Origin of the sequence: Bradyrhizobium sp. Ce-3 (assembly GCF_022835695.1) — a bacterium.
Lineage (GTDB): Bacteria > Pseudomonadota > Alphaproteobacteria > Rhizobiales > Xanthobacteraceae > Bradyrhizobium.
This window is the reverse complement of sequence record NZ_BQUV01000002.1, coordinates 924,115-939,284: the sequence shown is the minus strand read 5'-3', so window position 1 is coordinate 939,284 and position 15,170 is coordinate 924,115. Positions and strand designations below refer to the sequence as shown.

General features: G+C 65.1%; 14 protein-coding genes. 3 read left to right on the top strand and 11 right to left on the bottom strand.

Annotation, left to right across the window (positions count from 1 at the left end; translation table 11 throughout):
* Window positions 1-16 precede the first annotated feature (16 nt).
* Window positions 17-1,252: an ABC transporter substrate-binding protein gene (locus BRSPCE3_RS10855; protein ID WP_244065768.1), complete on the top strand. Its 1,236-nt coding sequence runs from the start codon at window positions 17-19 to the stop codon at window positions 1,250-1,252.
* 156 nt (window positions 1,253-1,408) lie between these two features.
* Here BRSPCE3_RS10855 and BRSPCE3_RS10850 read toward each other — a convergent pair whose 3' ends face one another.
* The 9 genes from BRSPCE3_RS10850 to BRSPCE3_RS10810 form a co-directional block, all read right to left on the bottom strand.
* Entirely contained in the window at window positions 1,409-1,777 is a 369-nt protein-coding gene (locus BRSPCE3_RS10850; protein ID WP_244065767.1) for an AraC family transcriptional regulator, read from the bottom strand.
* 8 nt (window positions 1,778-1,785) lie between these two features.
* Window positions 1,786-2,136, bottom strand: coding sequence for an AraC family transcriptional regulator ligand-binding domain-containing protein (locus BRSPCE3_RS10845; RefSeq protein ID WP_244065766.1), 351 nt, complete (start codon window positions 2,134-2,136; stop codon window positions 1,786-1,788).
* A 397-nt stretch (window positions 2,137-2,533) separates the two neighbouring features.
* Window positions 2,534-3,871 (bottom strand): MFS transporter, encoded by a 1,338-nt coding sequence (locus tag BRSPCE3_RS10840; protein ID WP_244065765.1) that lies wholly within the window; start codon window positions 3,869-3,871, stop codon window positions 2,534-2,536.
* Between the two features lie 261 nt (window positions 3,872-4,132).
* Window positions 4,133-5,479, bottom strand: a complete 1,347-nt coding sequence (locus BRSPCE3_RS10835) for an O-antigen ligase (protein ID WP_244065764.1) — start codon at window positions 5,477-5,479, stop codon at window positions 4,133-4,135.
* Between the two features lie 6 nt (window positions 5,480-5,485).
* The gene (locus tag BRSPCE3_RS10830) at window positions 5,486-6,913 is read right to left on the bottom strand and encodes a glycosyltransferase family 1 protein (protein ID WP_244065763.1); all 1,428 of its coding nucleotides are present in this window, start codon (window positions 6,911-6,913) and stop codon (window positions 5,486-5,488) included.
* Window positions 6,910-7,650 (bottom strand): ABC transporter ATP-binding protein, encoded by a 741-nt coding sequence (locus BRSPCE3_RS10825; RefSeq protein ID WP_244065762.1) that lies wholly within the window; start codon window positions 7,648-7,650, stop codon window positions 6,910-6,912. Before BRSPCE3_RS10825 ends, BRSPCE3_RS10830 begins: the two co-directional genes overlap by 4 nt.
* Before the next feature lie 3 nt (window positions 7,651-7,653).
* Window positions 7,654-9,594 (bottom strand): glycosyltransferase, encoded by a 1,941-nt coding sequence (locus tag BRSPCE3_RS10820; RefSeq protein ID WP_244065761.1) that lies wholly within the window; start codon window positions 9,592-9,594, stop codon window positions 7,654-7,656.
* A gap of 17 nt (window positions 9,595-9,611) precedes the next feature.
* Window positions 9,612-9,860, bottom strand: coding sequence for a hypothetical protein (locus BRSPCE3_RS10815; RefSeq protein WP_244065760.1), 249 nt, complete (start codon window positions 9,858-9,860; stop codon window positions 9,612-9,614).
* A gap of 195 nt (window positions 9,861-10,055) precedes the next feature.
* Window positions 10,056-10,490 (bottom strand): hypothetical protein, encoded by a 435-nt coding sequence (locus BRSPCE3_RS10810; RefSeq protein ID WP_244065759.1) that lies wholly within the window; start codon window positions 10,488-10,490, stop codon window positions 10,056-10,058.
* Between the two features lie 158 nt (window positions 10,491-10,648).
* Between BRSPCE3_RS10810 and BRSPCE3_RS10805 the strand changes: the two genes are divergently transcribed.
* Both BRSPCE3_RS10805 and BRSPCE3_RS10800 read left to right on the top strand, forming a co-directional pair.
* Complete coding sequence (locus BRSPCE3_RS10805; RefSeq protein ID WP_244065758.1) at window positions 10,649-11,524, top strand: DUF6502 family protein; 876 nt, start codon at window positions 10,649-10,651, stop codon at window positions 11,522-11,524.
* Entirely contained in the window at window positions 11,521-12,777 is a 1,257-nt protein-coding gene (locus BRSPCE3_RS10800) for a DUF5666 domain-containing protein (protein ID WP_244065757.1), read from the top strand. The genes BRSPCE3_RS10805 and BRSPCE3_RS10800 overlap by 4 nt, the downstream gene beginning before the upstream one ends.
* 68 nt (window positions 12,778-12,845) lie before the next feature.
* Here the strand turns inward: BRSPCE3_RS10800 and BRSPCE3_RS10795 are convergent, their stop codons facing one another.
* Together BRSPCE3_RS10795 and BRSPCE3_RS10790 are read right to left on the bottom strand one after the other, a co-directional pair.
* On the bottom strand, window positions 12,846-14,198 hold the full coding sequence (locus BRSPCE3_RS10795) for a M23 family metallopeptidase (RefSeq protein ID WP_244065756.1): 1,353 nt from the start codon (window positions 14,196-14,198) through the stop codon (window positions 12,846-12,848).
* A 100-nt stretch (window positions 14,199-14,298) separates the two neighbouring features.
* Complete coding sequence (locus BRSPCE3_RS10790) at window positions 14,299-15,027, bottom strand: peroxiredoxin (RefSeq protein ID WP_244065755.1); 729 nt, start codon at window positions 15,025-15,027, stop codon at window positions 14,299-14,301.
* Window positions 15,028-15,170: the final 143 nt, after the last annotated feature.

The following is a 15,170-nucleotide window of genomic DNA, read 5'->3' as shown; positions in this document are numbered from 1 at the left end:
AAATCGGGAGAAAACGATGCGGGCTCGTCTCGGATATATTGGCGCGATTGTGGCCTTCGCAAGTGCCGCATTGATCACGACTTCGGCCCTCGCGCAGAAGAAATACGATCCCGGCGCGAGTGATGGCGAAATCAAGATCGGCAACATCATGCCGTATAGCGGCCCGGCATCTTCCTACGGCGTGATCGGCAAGACCGAGGCCGCGTTCTTCAAGATGATCAACGAGCAGGGTGGCATCAACGGCCGCAAGGTCAACTTCATCAGTTACGACGATGCCTATTCGCCGCCGAAGGCGATCGAGCAGGCGCGCAAGCTGGTCGAGAGCGACGAGGTGCTGCTGATCTTCCAGCCGCTCGGCACGCCGTCGAATTCGGCAATCATGAAATACATGAATGCCAAGAAGGTGCCGCAATTGTTCGTCGCCTCCGGCGGCACCAAGTTCGGCGATCCCAAGAACTTCCCCTGGACGATGGGCTTTCAGCCCAACTACCAGAGCGAGGGGCGGATCTATGCGAAATACATCCGCGACAAATTCCCCGACAGCAAGATCGCGGTGTTCTGGCAGAACGACGACGCCGGCAAGGACCAGTTCAAGGGCTTGAAGGACGGGCTCGGCGACAAGGTGAACATGATCGTCGCCGACAAGTCCTATGAGGTGTCGGATCCCTCGATCGATTCGCAGATCGTCGCGCTGCACGATTCCGGTTCCGACATCTTCTTCTCCTGGGCGGCGCCGAAGGGCTCGGCGCAGGCGATCCGCAAAGTGGGCGAGCTCGGCTGGAAGCCGAAATTCTTCCTCGCCAACACCGCGACCTCGGTCGCCTCCGTGCTGAAGCCGGCGGGACTGGAATATTCCAAGGGCATCATCTCGACGGCCTATCTGAAGGACCCGACCGATCCGACCTGGGACAAGGATCCGGCCGTCCTGAGCTGGCGGTCATTCATGGACAAGTATTATCCCGACGGCGACAAGGGCAACGCCAACAACCTCTATGGCTACGTGCAGGCCGAGGCGATGGTGCAGGTCTTGAAGCAGTGCGGCGACAATCTCACCCGCGAGAATGTCATGAAGCAGGCCGCCAACCTGAAGAACTTCCACTCCGACCTGATGCTGCCGGGCGTCATGGTCAACACCTCGCCGGACGACTACTTCCCGATCGAGCAGATGCAGCTGATGCGGTTCAACGGCGAGGCGTGGGAGCTGTTCGGCGACGTCATCACCGGCGAGGTCGGCCACGAGGCGACGAGATAGGTGTGGTCATGACGCCGTTGCCGGTGCTGTCGTCCTGGCTTTCGCCAGGACGACACTGAGTGTGTGGCACGGTCCTGAGCAAGTCGGTGTCATCACCCCGCGAAAGCTGGTGATCCAGCATTCCAGAGACGCCAGCGCACGAGCGGAACAGCGTGGTCATGCCGTTTCGGTTCTGCCCTGGAATTGTGACGGGTTCTTTCCGGTCCATCGTATGAATGCCCGGCGGAAGTTGGCGCCGTCGCTATAGCCGAGGCGGCTTGCGATCTCTTCATGGGTCAGGCGCGTTTCGCGCAAATACTTGATCGCGAGAATCTTGCGGACCTCGGCGACGATGTCGCGGTAGGAGGTCTGCTCCGCATCGAGCCTGCGGCGCAACCGGCGCGGACTGAGGGACAGCGAGTCCGACATCGCCTCAAGGCTCGGGAATTGGCCAGGCGACCGCAGCAGATTTTGGCGAACGGCGCCCGCGCAGTCACTGGCTTCATCAATGTCCCCAAGCAAGCGTGCACACGCGTCGTGGGCCATTGCGTGGGTCACGCGATCCGCCAAAGGCTGTACTTGCGGGAGAATTCGATGGCGTCCCGGCGGCTTCGGCTGCTTTGCAGCGCATAGCCATACATGCCGTAAGCGGTGATATGCATGCGCTGACCTGCATTCAGCGCGATAGACGGATTTCGGGAGCATCGCAGGGCATTGCGAAACACGGCGATGACCTGACGGTAGGAGATTCGCAAAGCGACCTTCTCGAGATCGCCTGGCGTAAGACCGCTTCCCTCAAGGGCTTGCTCTGCGCCAATTTGCTCTTCGGCCAACGCCTCGACGATGGCAATGATACGTTGCGGTAAGTAAATGCGCTGATCGAAGTCGGGAAGTGCTATCGGCATCAATGAATCTCGACGTGAGCGAGCCGATTCAGTGATTCCGATGGAATGCTGTGGTGAGCAGCAGCCCCGGCGAGTCGGCAACTCGATTCGACCAGGCAGGAAATCAGGGACGATATCTCCGTTCACCCGCTTTGCATTGGTGCTCCACAAGGTATCTGACATATCCGATCAGATCGCGTTGCCGTTCATCGTCAAGCTGCGCATAGGCCGCGAGCAGGCTCGAGCAGCGAGCCAACTGAGTAACGCTGTGCTTGACGCGTTCAAGCGATGTAGAGCTTCCTGAAATGTGGTTGTCCATCGCCTTTTTCGCTTCGGCAATTGGCATACAAGATGGCAGGAGCACCATAAGCGGCTCCGCGCCGGGCAAATTTGGCTTCGACCGGCGCGGATCGGTGTTCTATCCTGTGACCGCGGCGACCTGAGACGGAGCGGCGGCCGGCGCCTCCTGCCGGACCCTGAACATCAGGACCAGCAACGCGCTGACGAAAGCGGCCGCGCCGCCGATCATCAGTCCGTAGGGCGCGGATCCCGTCGCTTCCTTCACATAGCCGAACACGGTCGGCCCGACGAAGCCGCCCAATGCGCCCAGGGAATTAACCGCTGCAATTCCGGCCGCCAGAACGCCGGGCTTGAGCAAGGTTGGCGGGATCGTCCAGAACACCGGCGTCAGGGCCGAACTTCCGATCGCAAAGACCGAGACGAAGATCAGCAATACGGCGATATGGCCGGCGGCCAGACCTGCGCCCGTCAAGCCGATACCAACGAGGGCGAAGCAGAGCGCCAGATGAAGCTTGCGCTCGCGGCGGCGATCCGAGCTGCGAGCCACGGCCAGCATGCCGAAGATGCCGGCGACAGGCGGGATCGACAGCAGCCAACCGGTCGTCGTGTTGTCGTAGCCGAACTTGGCGACAATGCCGGGCAGGAACAGGCCGGCAGAATAGCCGGCAGCCTGGCTGAGGAAGTACACGAACGAAAGCTGCAGGCTCAGCGGATTGAGCATCGCCTTCAGGAAACCGCCATGGCCGGCCGTGTGCTCAGTTGCGGCCGCCTCGTTACGCAGATGATCGATGATCCAGTTCCGTTCGTCGTCTGCGAGCCACCTCACGCCGTTGGGGAAGTCGGGCAAAACGATCAGCGTCGCAAGTCCCAGAATGATTGATGGCAACGCTTCGTAAATGAACAGCCATTGCCATCCCGCCAGGCCATGGCTTTCGATGTTGAGGAGGAAGCCCGACAGCGGCGCACCGATGAACGCTGACAATGGAATCCCGACCATGAAAAAGCCGACTATCCGCGCGCGATAGACCTTGGGAAACCACATCGTGAGGTAAAAGATGATGCCGGGATAGAACCCGGCCTCCGCCAGGCCGAGCAGGAAGCGAAGCACGAGGAAGACCCGTTCGTTCGACGTTCCGGTCACAGCCGCGATCTGCGGAATGAAGGCGAAAGCCCCCGACACGATGCCCCATGAGATCATGATGCGTGCGATGCAACGCCGCGCGCCGAAGCGCTGCAGCAGGATGTTGGAGGGGACCTCCACCAGAAAGTAGCCGATGAAAAAGACTCCAGCGCCCAACCCGAAGGCCGCATCGGACATCTTGAGATCGGCAACCATGGACACATGCGCAAAGGCGACGTTGGTGCGATCCAGAAACGCAACCAGGTAACACAGCATCAAGAACGGAATCAGCCGCCATGTGATCTTGCGTATGGTGCGGCGCTCGAGTTCGCTCATCATGACCCTCCCTTTTTCCACTATTCGCCTTGGTCGGAGGGGGTTGGAAAGTTCCACGCGAACAGCACGCGGGGCCGTCGGAGACGGCGCTGCATTGCTATGTTGGACGGGCGCCGCGAAGCACTCGTGGGCATGATGCCCGAGTGCGTGACGCGGCTCTGCCGTTCGCTCAGGGTGAGTTCTGTCCCGCTCGCTTTTTTGTTGCCGAAACACTAACGAGAGCCGGCGGGCGGAAAAGGTCCGATTGGACCGCTTATGGCGTCATTTTTGACTGGAAGCGCTAAAGCCGGCGGCTTGAACACGCGAAGTTGCCGTGCCGCTGCCCTTGAGCAGCTTCTCCGGCCGGCGGGCGCGGAGGGTCATGCCGCCGGCGACGCCGACGCCGATCACGTACATCCAGCCTTCGTGAAAATCGGCGAGATGCGAGTTGAGCAGCGAGCTCGTGACGTTCTGCACGACGATGACGAGCCCGATCCAGCTCACGAGATCGCGGCCGGCGAACAGGCTGATGTGGCTGATCCACATCGCGTACATCAGCAGGATGCCGATCAGTCCCCACTGGACCCCGACATTGAGGGTCTGGTTGTGCGGGTTGTTGATCACCTCGGCTTCCAGGCCGGTTTTTCCGGCTGCATCGCGCGTGAACATCTGCCTGATCGCGCCGGTGCCATGCCCGAGCATCGGCGCCTCGGCGATGAATTTCACCGACTTCCGCCAATAGGTCAGGCGCTGCGCGGTGGATGCGATCCCGGACGTATCGTGCGCGCGATACTCGACGCCGATGTCGGCAATGCGGTGACGCAGATAGGGTGACGTCGTCCACACCAGCAGGCTCGCCAGCGCGACAGCCGCGAACAGCAGCCGTGTGGCGCGGCGGGACAGATGCAGCGAGGCGAACAGGACCAGCAAGACCGGCATGGTGACCAGCACGGTCCGCGCCGAGACGACGTAGAACATGTTGACGACGAACAGCAGGATCAGCGCGATGATGCCGGCTGCGATGCGCCACTGCCGGGCCCGCAGCGCGGTCAATGCGGGCAGCGCCAGCGCGAAGGCGCACAGCGCGAACTCCTGGCTCTGGTCGAGGTAGTTCTTGACCGGCACGCCGGCGGAGGCGGTGTGCGCGAGCTTGAGCTGCGGCAGCGCCAGCACGATCCAGGACAGCATCATCACCAGCGTGCACGACGCCAGGAAGGCCGAGAACACAAAGAGCCCGCGCTGCGAACGCTGGAAATAGCCGAGCAGGAACGGCAGCAGCAGCAGCTTGCTGAGCGGCTTGAGGCCCTGCAGGCGTTCGGCCCAACTCGTCTCCGACCACGTCAGGCCGATGATCGCGAGCGCGACCAGCGCGACCGGCAATGCAAAGGCCGGCTGTGCGAGGTCGAGAACGAACTGCTCCCAGTCGATGGTCGGGATCACGGCGACGAGCCACAGCAGCATGAAGACCGCGAGGGCGGTGGTCGACCAGGGCAGCGAGGCCGCGGCGAGTGCGATCAGGATGTCGGTCGCGCGGGCATAGGCGGCCGTACCGGACCAGGTGCGAACGCGGTCGCGCCATCGTGCGGGCGGTTCGATAGTGAGGCTGATGGCGTCGGAATCGGTGCTCATGGCCGGTCACACACCGTGCGCGGTCGCGCCGTTGAAGGTCGTCATCGCTGCGGTGAGCGCTGCGGCGGCAGTCGCAACATCGGGGGCAGACCGATGGGCCAGCAGGTCGCGCGCCTGGGTGTGGTGGCCGAAGCGTTCGGCGAGCTCGGTCCGGCACTCGCGGATCCGGTTGCGCCATTGCGCCTGCTGCGCCAGCACGCGGGTGATGGAGGCGCAGATCGACCCGGTCGAGAAAGGATCGAAATAGTCGGCAAGCTCGCCAGCGACCTCACGGAACACGGCAATATCGGAGCACAGCACGGGGGTATTGGCCGCAAATGCCTCAATGATCGGGACGCCGAACCCCTCAGCGAGGCTCGGCATGATCAGGCCATGCGCTCCCGCGATCAGCGCCGCCTTGTCGTGCTCATCGACATAGCCGGAGAAGCGAACGTTCTTCGGCAGGTTGCGCGCCTGATTGGCGTTGCCGGCATAGCCGATCACGACGAGATCGGCCTCCGGCAGCTTGCGGAAGGCGCGGATCACGGCCGCGAGGTTTTTGCGGGGCTCGTTCGAGACGATGACGACGAAGCTCGGCCGCGCCGGAACAGCCGTTGGTACCGGCGCAAGCGGTGCCTCCGCCACGTCGAAACGAGTTCGCGGGTAGACCACCCGCGCCGGAATGTGGGCATATTGCGGGAGCAGAGCGCGGAAGCGGTTCATGCTGTAGTTCGAGACGAAGGCGAGCTCATCGGCCTGCTGCACGCTGGTGAACAGGCGCGACAGGAACAGGCGGGTGGCGATGTCGTCCAGCTTGAGATCGGTGATCGGCAGCAGATCGTGCACCACGCAAATCACCTTTGCGCCCGGGTGGCGCTGGATCGCGACCCTGGTCGGGGTGTCGACGAGGATGATGTCGTAGCCGCGAGCGTCGACCCGCGGCGGCGGCAGACGGGTCAGCGCCGAGGTGTCCTGATAGGTGTAGAAGCCGGGCTCGAGCAGGAATTTATCGAACAGCTCGAGGTGTCGGAGATCGGTCGGAATATATTCGAGGCCAGCGGTGCGGTTCTCGATCAGCTGCACGCGAGTCGGCAACAAGCGAATCGAACGCAGGAACGCGACGATGAATTCCCGGGAGGTTGCAGCGTTGAGCTTGTGTCTGAACCAGTCGACGGTGCGGCGCAGCCCGCCGCGCATTACCGGCGAATCCATGTTGGTCTCGTCGAGGAAACGATAGAGCGCGAGCAGCTCGATCAGCCGAGACCCGTCGGGCAGCAGCCTGGTGCGCTGCTGGCGCTGGCGCAGCTTGCGATAGCGGCGCGTGGTCTCGACCAGCAGCGTCAGCTCGTGACCGTCGCCGGCCAGCGAGCGGATCAGTTCACGCGTGAAATGGAAGATGCCGCGCTTGTGGTTGGGTTCGCCGAGCGCCTCGCTGACGACCAGGATCTTTGTCATGCGCTGATTTCTCTGAGCTCGAGGTGATGCGGGACGGGCGGATCGAGCGCAACGCTGCTGGCGATGCGGCCGTGATCGAGATTGATGATGCTGTTGCAGGTCCGGCGCAGCAGCCCTTGGTCGTGCGAGGCGATGACCACGATCGCCGCGCTCTCGACCATCTTGCGCAGCCGCTGCTCGGCCTTGGCGGAGAAATTCTCGTCGACCACGCTGAGCCATTCGTCGAGCAGCAGGATGTCGGCGGGAAACGCGGTCGCGGTCGCGAACAGCACCCGCATCAACATGCCCGAAGAGAACATGCGCAGCGGCAGCCGCTGCATGCGCTCCTCCAACTCCGTGAACGCCCAGATATCGTCCAGGATCGCCTGTGTCGGCTTGCGGCCGGAGATCCGCAGCAGCAGGTTGATATTGTCGGCGGCGACGAAATCGAGATTGACGCCGGCGCCTAGGCCGAGCAGCGGCACGATGTTGCCTGTGATCTCGACCTGGCCGCTGGTGGCCGGGAACACGCCGGCGATCAGCCGCAGCAATGTGGACTTGCCGGAGCCGTTCGGGCCGGCGAGGCCGATCCGAACGCCGGCTTTCGCCTCGATCGAGATGTTGTCGACCGCGCGGATGGTGCGCATCTCGCTGGCCTGGCGGAACAGGCGGCCGAGCAGGCGGCGCTTCAGCGAGAAATCGTAGGCGCCGTACAGCGGATAATCCAGGCAGACGTCGCGAAGGTGAATGCTTACCATGCCCTAGATCCAGAATGCCGCTTTGCGCAGATGGGCGATGGTGATGGTCGCAGCGACGGCGAGCGCGGCGAGGCAAGCCAGCACATAGACCAGGCTGCCCATCGCGACGTGACCGGTCGCCAGCGGGTCGCGCCAGATCGCGAACAGATGCGTCAGCGGATTGAGCCGCATCACGGTCGAGCCGCGGTCGACCATCTCTGATGTCCAGATGATCGGCGAAGCCAGGAAGGCCAGCGTCAGCGAGGATTCGATGACCGGCTTGATGTCGCGGTAGCGGGTCGCCAGCGCACCGAGCACGAGGCTCAGCGCCATCGTGCAGGCGACGAACAGCACGAGGCCGGGCAGCGCGACCATGGCGCCGGCGAAATCCCGCGGCGTCAGCGCGAGCCAGAGCAGCAGCGGCACGACCGCATTGTGGGCCGCGAACAGCGCCTGCCGGAAGGTACATTGCAGCAGGAAGATCACCGGCGGCAGCGCCCGATCCTTGATCAGGCTGGCCGAGCCCTGCAGCGCGGTGGTGGCGTCGAGCACGACGCTGTTGAGGAAGGTCCAGGCGGTGAGGCTCGCCGCCAGCATCGGCAACCGCGCCATTGCACCGGAGTTGGAGAGATGGCCGATGACGGAGCCGAGCACGGCCACCATGATCGCCATCTGGATCGACATCCAGAAGGGTCCAAGGAGGGAGCGGACATAACGATGCCGCATGTCGGACCATGCCAGCGCGGCGGCGATCCTGATCGCACCGACGGGACCGGCCATTTGGGGATGCAAGCCTGGGGCTGACGAGCTTGCATCCTTTGTGGCGGCCTGTTCGGCGACGACCTTGCGGTACACCGTCTCCACTCCCTCCTTGAAGGCTGTTGTCGAGTATTTCGCCGTCGCGCGATGGCGCGCGGCCTGACCCATGCGGCGCCGCCGCTCCGGATCGTTGATCAGGGTTTCGATGGCGTCGGCGAGCGCGGCTGCGTCGCCGGGCGGCACCGTGATGGCTTCGAGGCCGTCGCGGGCGACATGGGGAACGCCGGTGTCGAGCGCGGTGTTGACGATCGGACGGCTCGCCGCCATCGCCTCGAGCTGCACCAGCCCGAAGGTCTCCGCATTGGTCACCGACGGCATCACGAAGACGTCGGCGATGCGCATCAGCTTGACGCGTTCGCTTTCCGACACCGAGCCGAGCAGCCGGACGCGGTCCTGCAGGCCGTAGTCGCGGATCAGCTGCTCGAGATTGTCGCGCTCGCGGCCCTCGCCGACGATCCAGACCTCGAAATTGCGGGCGTGCGCGGCACGCACCAGCACGTCGAAGCCCTTGTACGGAACGAGGCGTCCGCAGGCGAGCACCAGGCGGCCGCGTGCGTTGACGTCGTCGGCCTGGGCGGCGGGCCGGTCATATTTCGCGACATCCACACCAAATGGAACGGCGTGGCACTTGTCGGAGAATTCCTGCAGCAGCGGCGTGGTTTCGATCAGCACCGGATCGGAGACGATGATCGCCGCGGCCCGGCGCAGCGTTCGCCGCATCATCGGCTCGACCAGGAAGCGCAGCGCGGCGTGCGAGACGATGTCGGCGTGCCAGTGCACGACCAGCGGACGGCTGCGGCCGAGCCCGAAGGCGAACACCAGGTCGGCGAGCGGGAAGGGGGCGTGCAGCGCCAGCAGATCGTGCTCGGCGATGCGGCGCCACAGCCGCCACGGATAGGTCGGCGCCGCCGGCAGCGACAGCACGTCGCCGAACGAATGCACGCGCTCGACGGCGACGTCATTGACCACGATCTGCCGTTCGCCGCCGGAGCGCGAGCAGACCAGCACGGCGGCGTTGAAGGTGTCCTTCAGGGAAGCGCAGATGTCGCGGATGACCGTCAGCGTGCCGCCGAACAGATCGGGGTAGTAGACCTTGAAGATGTGCAGCACCGACGGACGCCGGGCCGGCTCGTTAGCGACGATCATGGGCGGTTCGATCCGGATCATGCAACGAACAGGGCGACGATGAACGGCAGCGCCAGCGCGGTGGCGAACACCAGCGAGCGCAGCAGCGCCGGAAACACCGGCTCGATCGGGCCGCAGGGCGCCTGCGGCGTAAAGCAGAACGGCGCCTGCGGCGTGAAACGGAGTGCGGTGGCGGCGAACCGACCGGGTTCGCGAGACGAACCGGGTTCGCAAGACGAACCGGATTGGCGTGGCGAATGGGGGTGACGGGCCGAACGAGGAGACATTGCGTCGGATTCCCTGCTGGATGAATTCTGGATACGTGGGAAAATTTCACACGTCAATGACGCCGGACTAGAATGTGGGATTATGTCCCACGTATGGCGGTGGATAACTTTTTTGCGGGAAGCATCGGAACGCATGACGCCGCGATCGCGCCGCGACTGCGCGTGTTGGCCAGCAGATTCAGGGGTAACGGTGCGTCAGGCCGGCTCGGCGGTGCTGCGTTCGGTCGGCTGCTGCAACTGGCGGCGGATGGCGGCGATGTCGAAATGAATGCGCTCGGGCAGCATCGCGGCTGTGGGCCGTTGCAGATCCTGCTCGATCACGACGCGCTTGCCGCCGTCGGAGGTCAGCGCGATCGAGATCGATTGCGCGCGCGGCTCGGCGGCGAGACCGGCATGCGCGCGGCTGGCATATTCGCCGGCGCGCAGGCCGCCGAAGCCGAAGGCGAGCAGGCGGCCATAGATGTACAGCGCCAGCATGTCGGTTTCGTCGAAGCGGCGCGGCGAGCCGGGCACTACGCCGGGCAGGCAGGAATAGCCGCCCGCCATCACCGTCGCGACGAACTCCTCGTAGGGAACCTGGGCGATCCGGCAGGCTTCCGCAATTGCAAGGTCGAATCGGGCAGACGTCATGGAGCGGTCCGTGTCGATGGCGGCAGTGCCAGGCACCGCGAGACCGCCGCAAGCGCGGACTGTGTCCGGAGGTGACTTTGTTTCCCATAAGTGGGAAAATGTCACACGTCAAGCGGGGTGGGATTGTGTCCCACGCAGCAGACGGCTAAAAGTTAGGCATGAATGCCAAGGCCCCGAAGTCGAAGCCGGGATCGTCCGCGCCGATCGCCGCAGCGAAGCTGCATTCGCCGCTGGCGCGCATGCTGCGTCCGCTGGTGCGGCTTTGCATCCGCGGCGGCATGACGTTTCCGGCGCTGACCCAGCTGCTGCGCGAGCTTTACGTCAACGTGGCCGAGCACGACTTCGCGCTCGAGGGCAAGGAGCAGACCGACAGCCGCGTCAGCCTGTTGACCGGCATCCACCGCAAGGAGGTGGCGCGGCTGCGCGGCGCGGGCGCGCCGGTCAACGCGGTGCCGGCGACGCTGTCGCGCACCAGCGCGATCATCGCGCGCTGGCTCGCCGCGCCTGAGTTCACCGACGCCAAGGGCGATCCGCTGCCGCTGCCGCGCACCGCCGATGGCGGCGCGCCGTCGTTCGAGACGCTGGTCGAATCGATCACCAAGGACGTGCGGCCGCGCGCGGTGCTCGACGAATGGCTCGACCGCAAGCTCGTCACCATCAACGATCGCGACGAGATCATGCTGGTCGAGGAGGCCTTCGTCCCGCATGGCGACGACGATCGCAAATGGCACTATCTCGGCCGCAATCTGCATGACCATGTCGCGGCTGCCGAGATGAACGTGTCGTCGGCGACGCCGCGCTTCCTCGAACGCGCGGTGCACTATGACGGGCTGTCGGCGAAGCTCGCCAAGCGGCTCGAAGGCCGCTCGCGTGAGCTCGCGATGGAAGCGCTGAAGGTCGCCAATCGCGAGGCCAACCGCGCGCTGGCCAAGGACAAGGGCGGCGACTACCGCTGGAATTTCGGCATCTACATCTATCGCGAGGGCCCCGACGGCCCGGTTGATGACGATGCGGACGAAGGCGGTGCGGCATGAAACGCTCGCCTGTCATTTCCCGGCGCGCGCTGCTGATCGGCTTCTGGCTCGCCGGAACCTCGCTTGCGGGCGCACAGGTCAAAAAGCGCGGCAACGATCAGGGCATCGGCGGCACCGGGATCACCGGCTCCGACCAAGGCATCGGCGGCACCGGCATCGTCGGCGTGATCCAGCGGTTCGGCTCGATCTATGTCAACGGCGAGCGCGTCGCCTATGCGGCCGACGTGCCGGTGCGGATCGACGGCGAGGCGGCGAGCGCCAAGGCGTTGCGGATCGGCCAGCTCGCGCGCGTGGTGGCAGAGCGCGATGCCGGCGGCACGCTGTCGACCAAGCGGATCGACGTGGCGAGCGAAGTGACCGGGCCGGTCGAGCAGATCAAAGCGGGCGAGCTGATGGTGCTCGGTCAGAAAGTCGCCTGGAGCGGCCGCGAGAGCTGGTTGAAGGTCGGCGCGCAGGTCGCCGTGTTCGGGCTGCGCCGCACCGATGGTGTCGTGGTCGCGAGCTTGGTGCAGGAGCGCCATGACAGCGCGTCGCGCGTCGCAGGTCCGCTCGAGCGCGACCGCGCAGGTAGCTTGCGGATTGGCGAGCTCAAGCTCGCCGGCGTCGACACCGCGCTGGTCGGTCAACGGGTGCTGGCCGAGGGCCATGTCGCGCAGGACGTGATGCAGGTGTCGCGCAGCCGCGCCGACGATTTCTCCGATCTTGCCGGCGCCAAGCGGCTGTTGATCGAGGCCTATGTGCGGCGGGTCGGCAATGATCTGCAGCTCGGCTCCGGCTTCGTCGCGCGCGACCATTCACGGTTCTCGCCGGCGGCCGATACGCGCGTGGTCGTCAATGCGCAGCTGTCGGGCGCGCGCGAGCTGCGCGTCGAATCGGTGCAGTCGGTCGGCCATTTCCCGGGTTCGTCGGTTCGCAACCCCGGCACGCCGGGCCGCGGCTCCGGCGGTTCCGGACCGGGACACGGACCCGGTGGACCGGGCGGGCGCGGCGCGCCCGGTGGCGGCGGTCCCGGTGGTAGCGGCCCAAGTGGCAGCCCTGGCGGGCCGTCTGGTGCGCCCGGCGGCGGGCCGTCAGGTGGTGGCGGTCCTGCGCCCGATCCCCTGAGTGGTGGAACGACCGGCCCAGGTCCGGGCGGCTTCGGCTCGCCCGGCGGACCATTCGGCCCTGGTGGCGGCGGTGGCCCATTCGGGCCCGGCGGCGGATTCGGTGGTGGCGGGCCGCCCGGCGGCATGGGCGGTGGTGGCCGCCGCTGATCCGGCACAACAAAACCGGCGTGGGCCTGGGCCAGCGCCGGTTTCAAACACGCGGAGCGATTTTGGGATTAGCCCGCGCTGAGCCGGACACCGGCGCGGAGGAATTTCTGCGGATCGACCGCTTCGCCGTCGATGCGGGTCTCATAGTGCAGATGCGGACCGGTGGAACGGCCGGTCGAACCGACGGCGCCGATCACCTGGCCGATCTTGACGTATTCGCCGACCTTGACGCCGATCTCGGAGAGATGGCCGTAGCGGGTGGAGAGGCCATTGCCGTGATCGACTTCGACCATGCGGCCGTAGCCGCCGGCCCAGCCCGCCGAAACCACCTTGCCGTTGGCGGTGACGCGCACCGGATCGCCCTGCGCGGCGCGGAAGTCGAGGCCGGTATGCATCGCCGGTCGGCCGAGGAACGGATCAGAGCGCACGCCGAAGCCGCTGGTGAACTCGACCTCGCCGACCACGGGCTTGCGATAGGGCACCAGCGCCAGCGTCTGGTTCAGCCGCTGCATCTGCGCGCGGTTGATGTTGATGCGGTAGAGCTGGCGCTCGAATGCGCCGGCATCGGCAGAGAGCTTCACGGGAACGAACGGTCCGCCCATGCCGGAGCGCGGCACCGCGGCTTCGAGCTGCGCCATGTTGAGGCCGAGATCGGAGATCACGCCGCGCATCCGGCGCACCTTGGAATCGATGCTGTCCTCGACCGAGGAGAGCGCAGCGATCTGGCGCCGCTCGACCTGGTCAAGCGAGGTCTGCAGGCGCACCAGCACGTTGTCGACGCCCTGGGCCTTGGCGAACTGGTTCGGCTGCGCCTTGGCAATCAGCGGTGCGCGCGATTCCAGCCGTGCCTCGCGATCCGGCGGCGCCACGAAGATCACGGTGTCGCTGATCGGCGAGGGCTTCAGCGGGCCGGAGGCGGGCGCGGCCTCGGCGCGGCCCTGCGGCTTGATCGATCCGGTGGTCGTAACATCAGGCATGGCGCCGAGCGCGGTGGCGCGCGATTCCAGCGTCGACTGCCGCTTCGTGATCTGGTCGAGCTTCTGGTCGAACTGTTCCTGATCGAGCAGCTGGCGGCTGGTGGCGCGGTCGACCTTGGCGCGCAGCTCCGAGATGCGGTCCTCATAGGCGTATTGCATCTCGGCCTGCCGCGCGATCAGCCGGGTCAGCACGTCGTCGCGGAACGCGAAGTAGGTCGCGGTCGCCGCCGACCACATACCGAGCAGCACCACGGTGCCGACCGCGATCCAGAACACCACCGGCCCGAACCGCACCTGCTTGCCGGCATGGACGATGGTGTAGCCTTCGCCGGAGGCCGCCGCTGCCGGGGCGGCGGGATGGGGAGCCGGGCGGCGCGCCGGCGCCCGGCCATGGTCCTGCTGATGGTGGTGCTTGTGGTGGTGATGACCGGACCGGCTCGACATCGGTACTCCCGCGGCCGGTCGGACCAAGCTCCGTACGGCTAATTTGCGGGGGCGATTTGAGCTCGCCATGGTTAATTTTCAGGAAACGGAACCCCTCCGGTCAGAGCGAGCGGGCGGCCTCCAATACCGCTTCGGCATGGCCGTCGACCTTCACATGGCGCCAGATCCGGGCGACTTTTCCACTGGAATCGACCAGAACCGTGGTGCGAATAATTCCCATGAAGGTCCTGCCATACAAGGATTTTTCGCCCCAGACGCCATACGCTTCCAGCATCTCATGGGCCGGATCCGAGATCAGCGGCACCGACAGCTGGTGTTTGTTTCGAAATGACTCCTGCGCCTTAACCGTATCGGCGGATATGCCGACCACGTCGGTCCCGCTGGCTGCGAACTCGCCTTTTAGCCGGGTGAAATCGATCGCCTCCCTCGTGCAGCCAGGGGTGTCGGCGCGGGGATAGAAGAACAGCACCAGCTTCTTGCCGGCAAAATCGGCCAGGGACACGCTGCTTCCGCCGTCGCGCGGCAGGTTGAAGCGCGGTGCCGCGGCGCCTTCGGCAAGTGTGACGGCGGACGATTTGGTCACGGTCGCGGCCGGCTTCGGCCTTAACGGTTTCGATGCGGCCTTGTGCGAGGCTTTGGCTTGAACAGCCGCTGCGGACTTGGGCTTTGCGGACTTGGTCTTTGCGGTTTTGGCCGCTGCCTTCTTCGCAACCGTTGTGCGGGTTTTGGTCGCGGACTTCCCAGTGCTTGCGCTTGCGGCGCGCGCAACCTTTGTTGCGACCCGCTTTCCGGTTGTGTTGGAGGATTTCTTGCGCGTTTTCTTGGACATACGCCTTCCTTTCGTCGCTTTCCGAAGCTCAACCATTGGGGTATTGCGGGTCTTATTCGCAGCGGCCGGATTCGCACCGGCGGCTGGGCAAGTTTGATGGCCACGGAGTATGGTGACAAGGAATTCGACGCGTTACCCGTCTG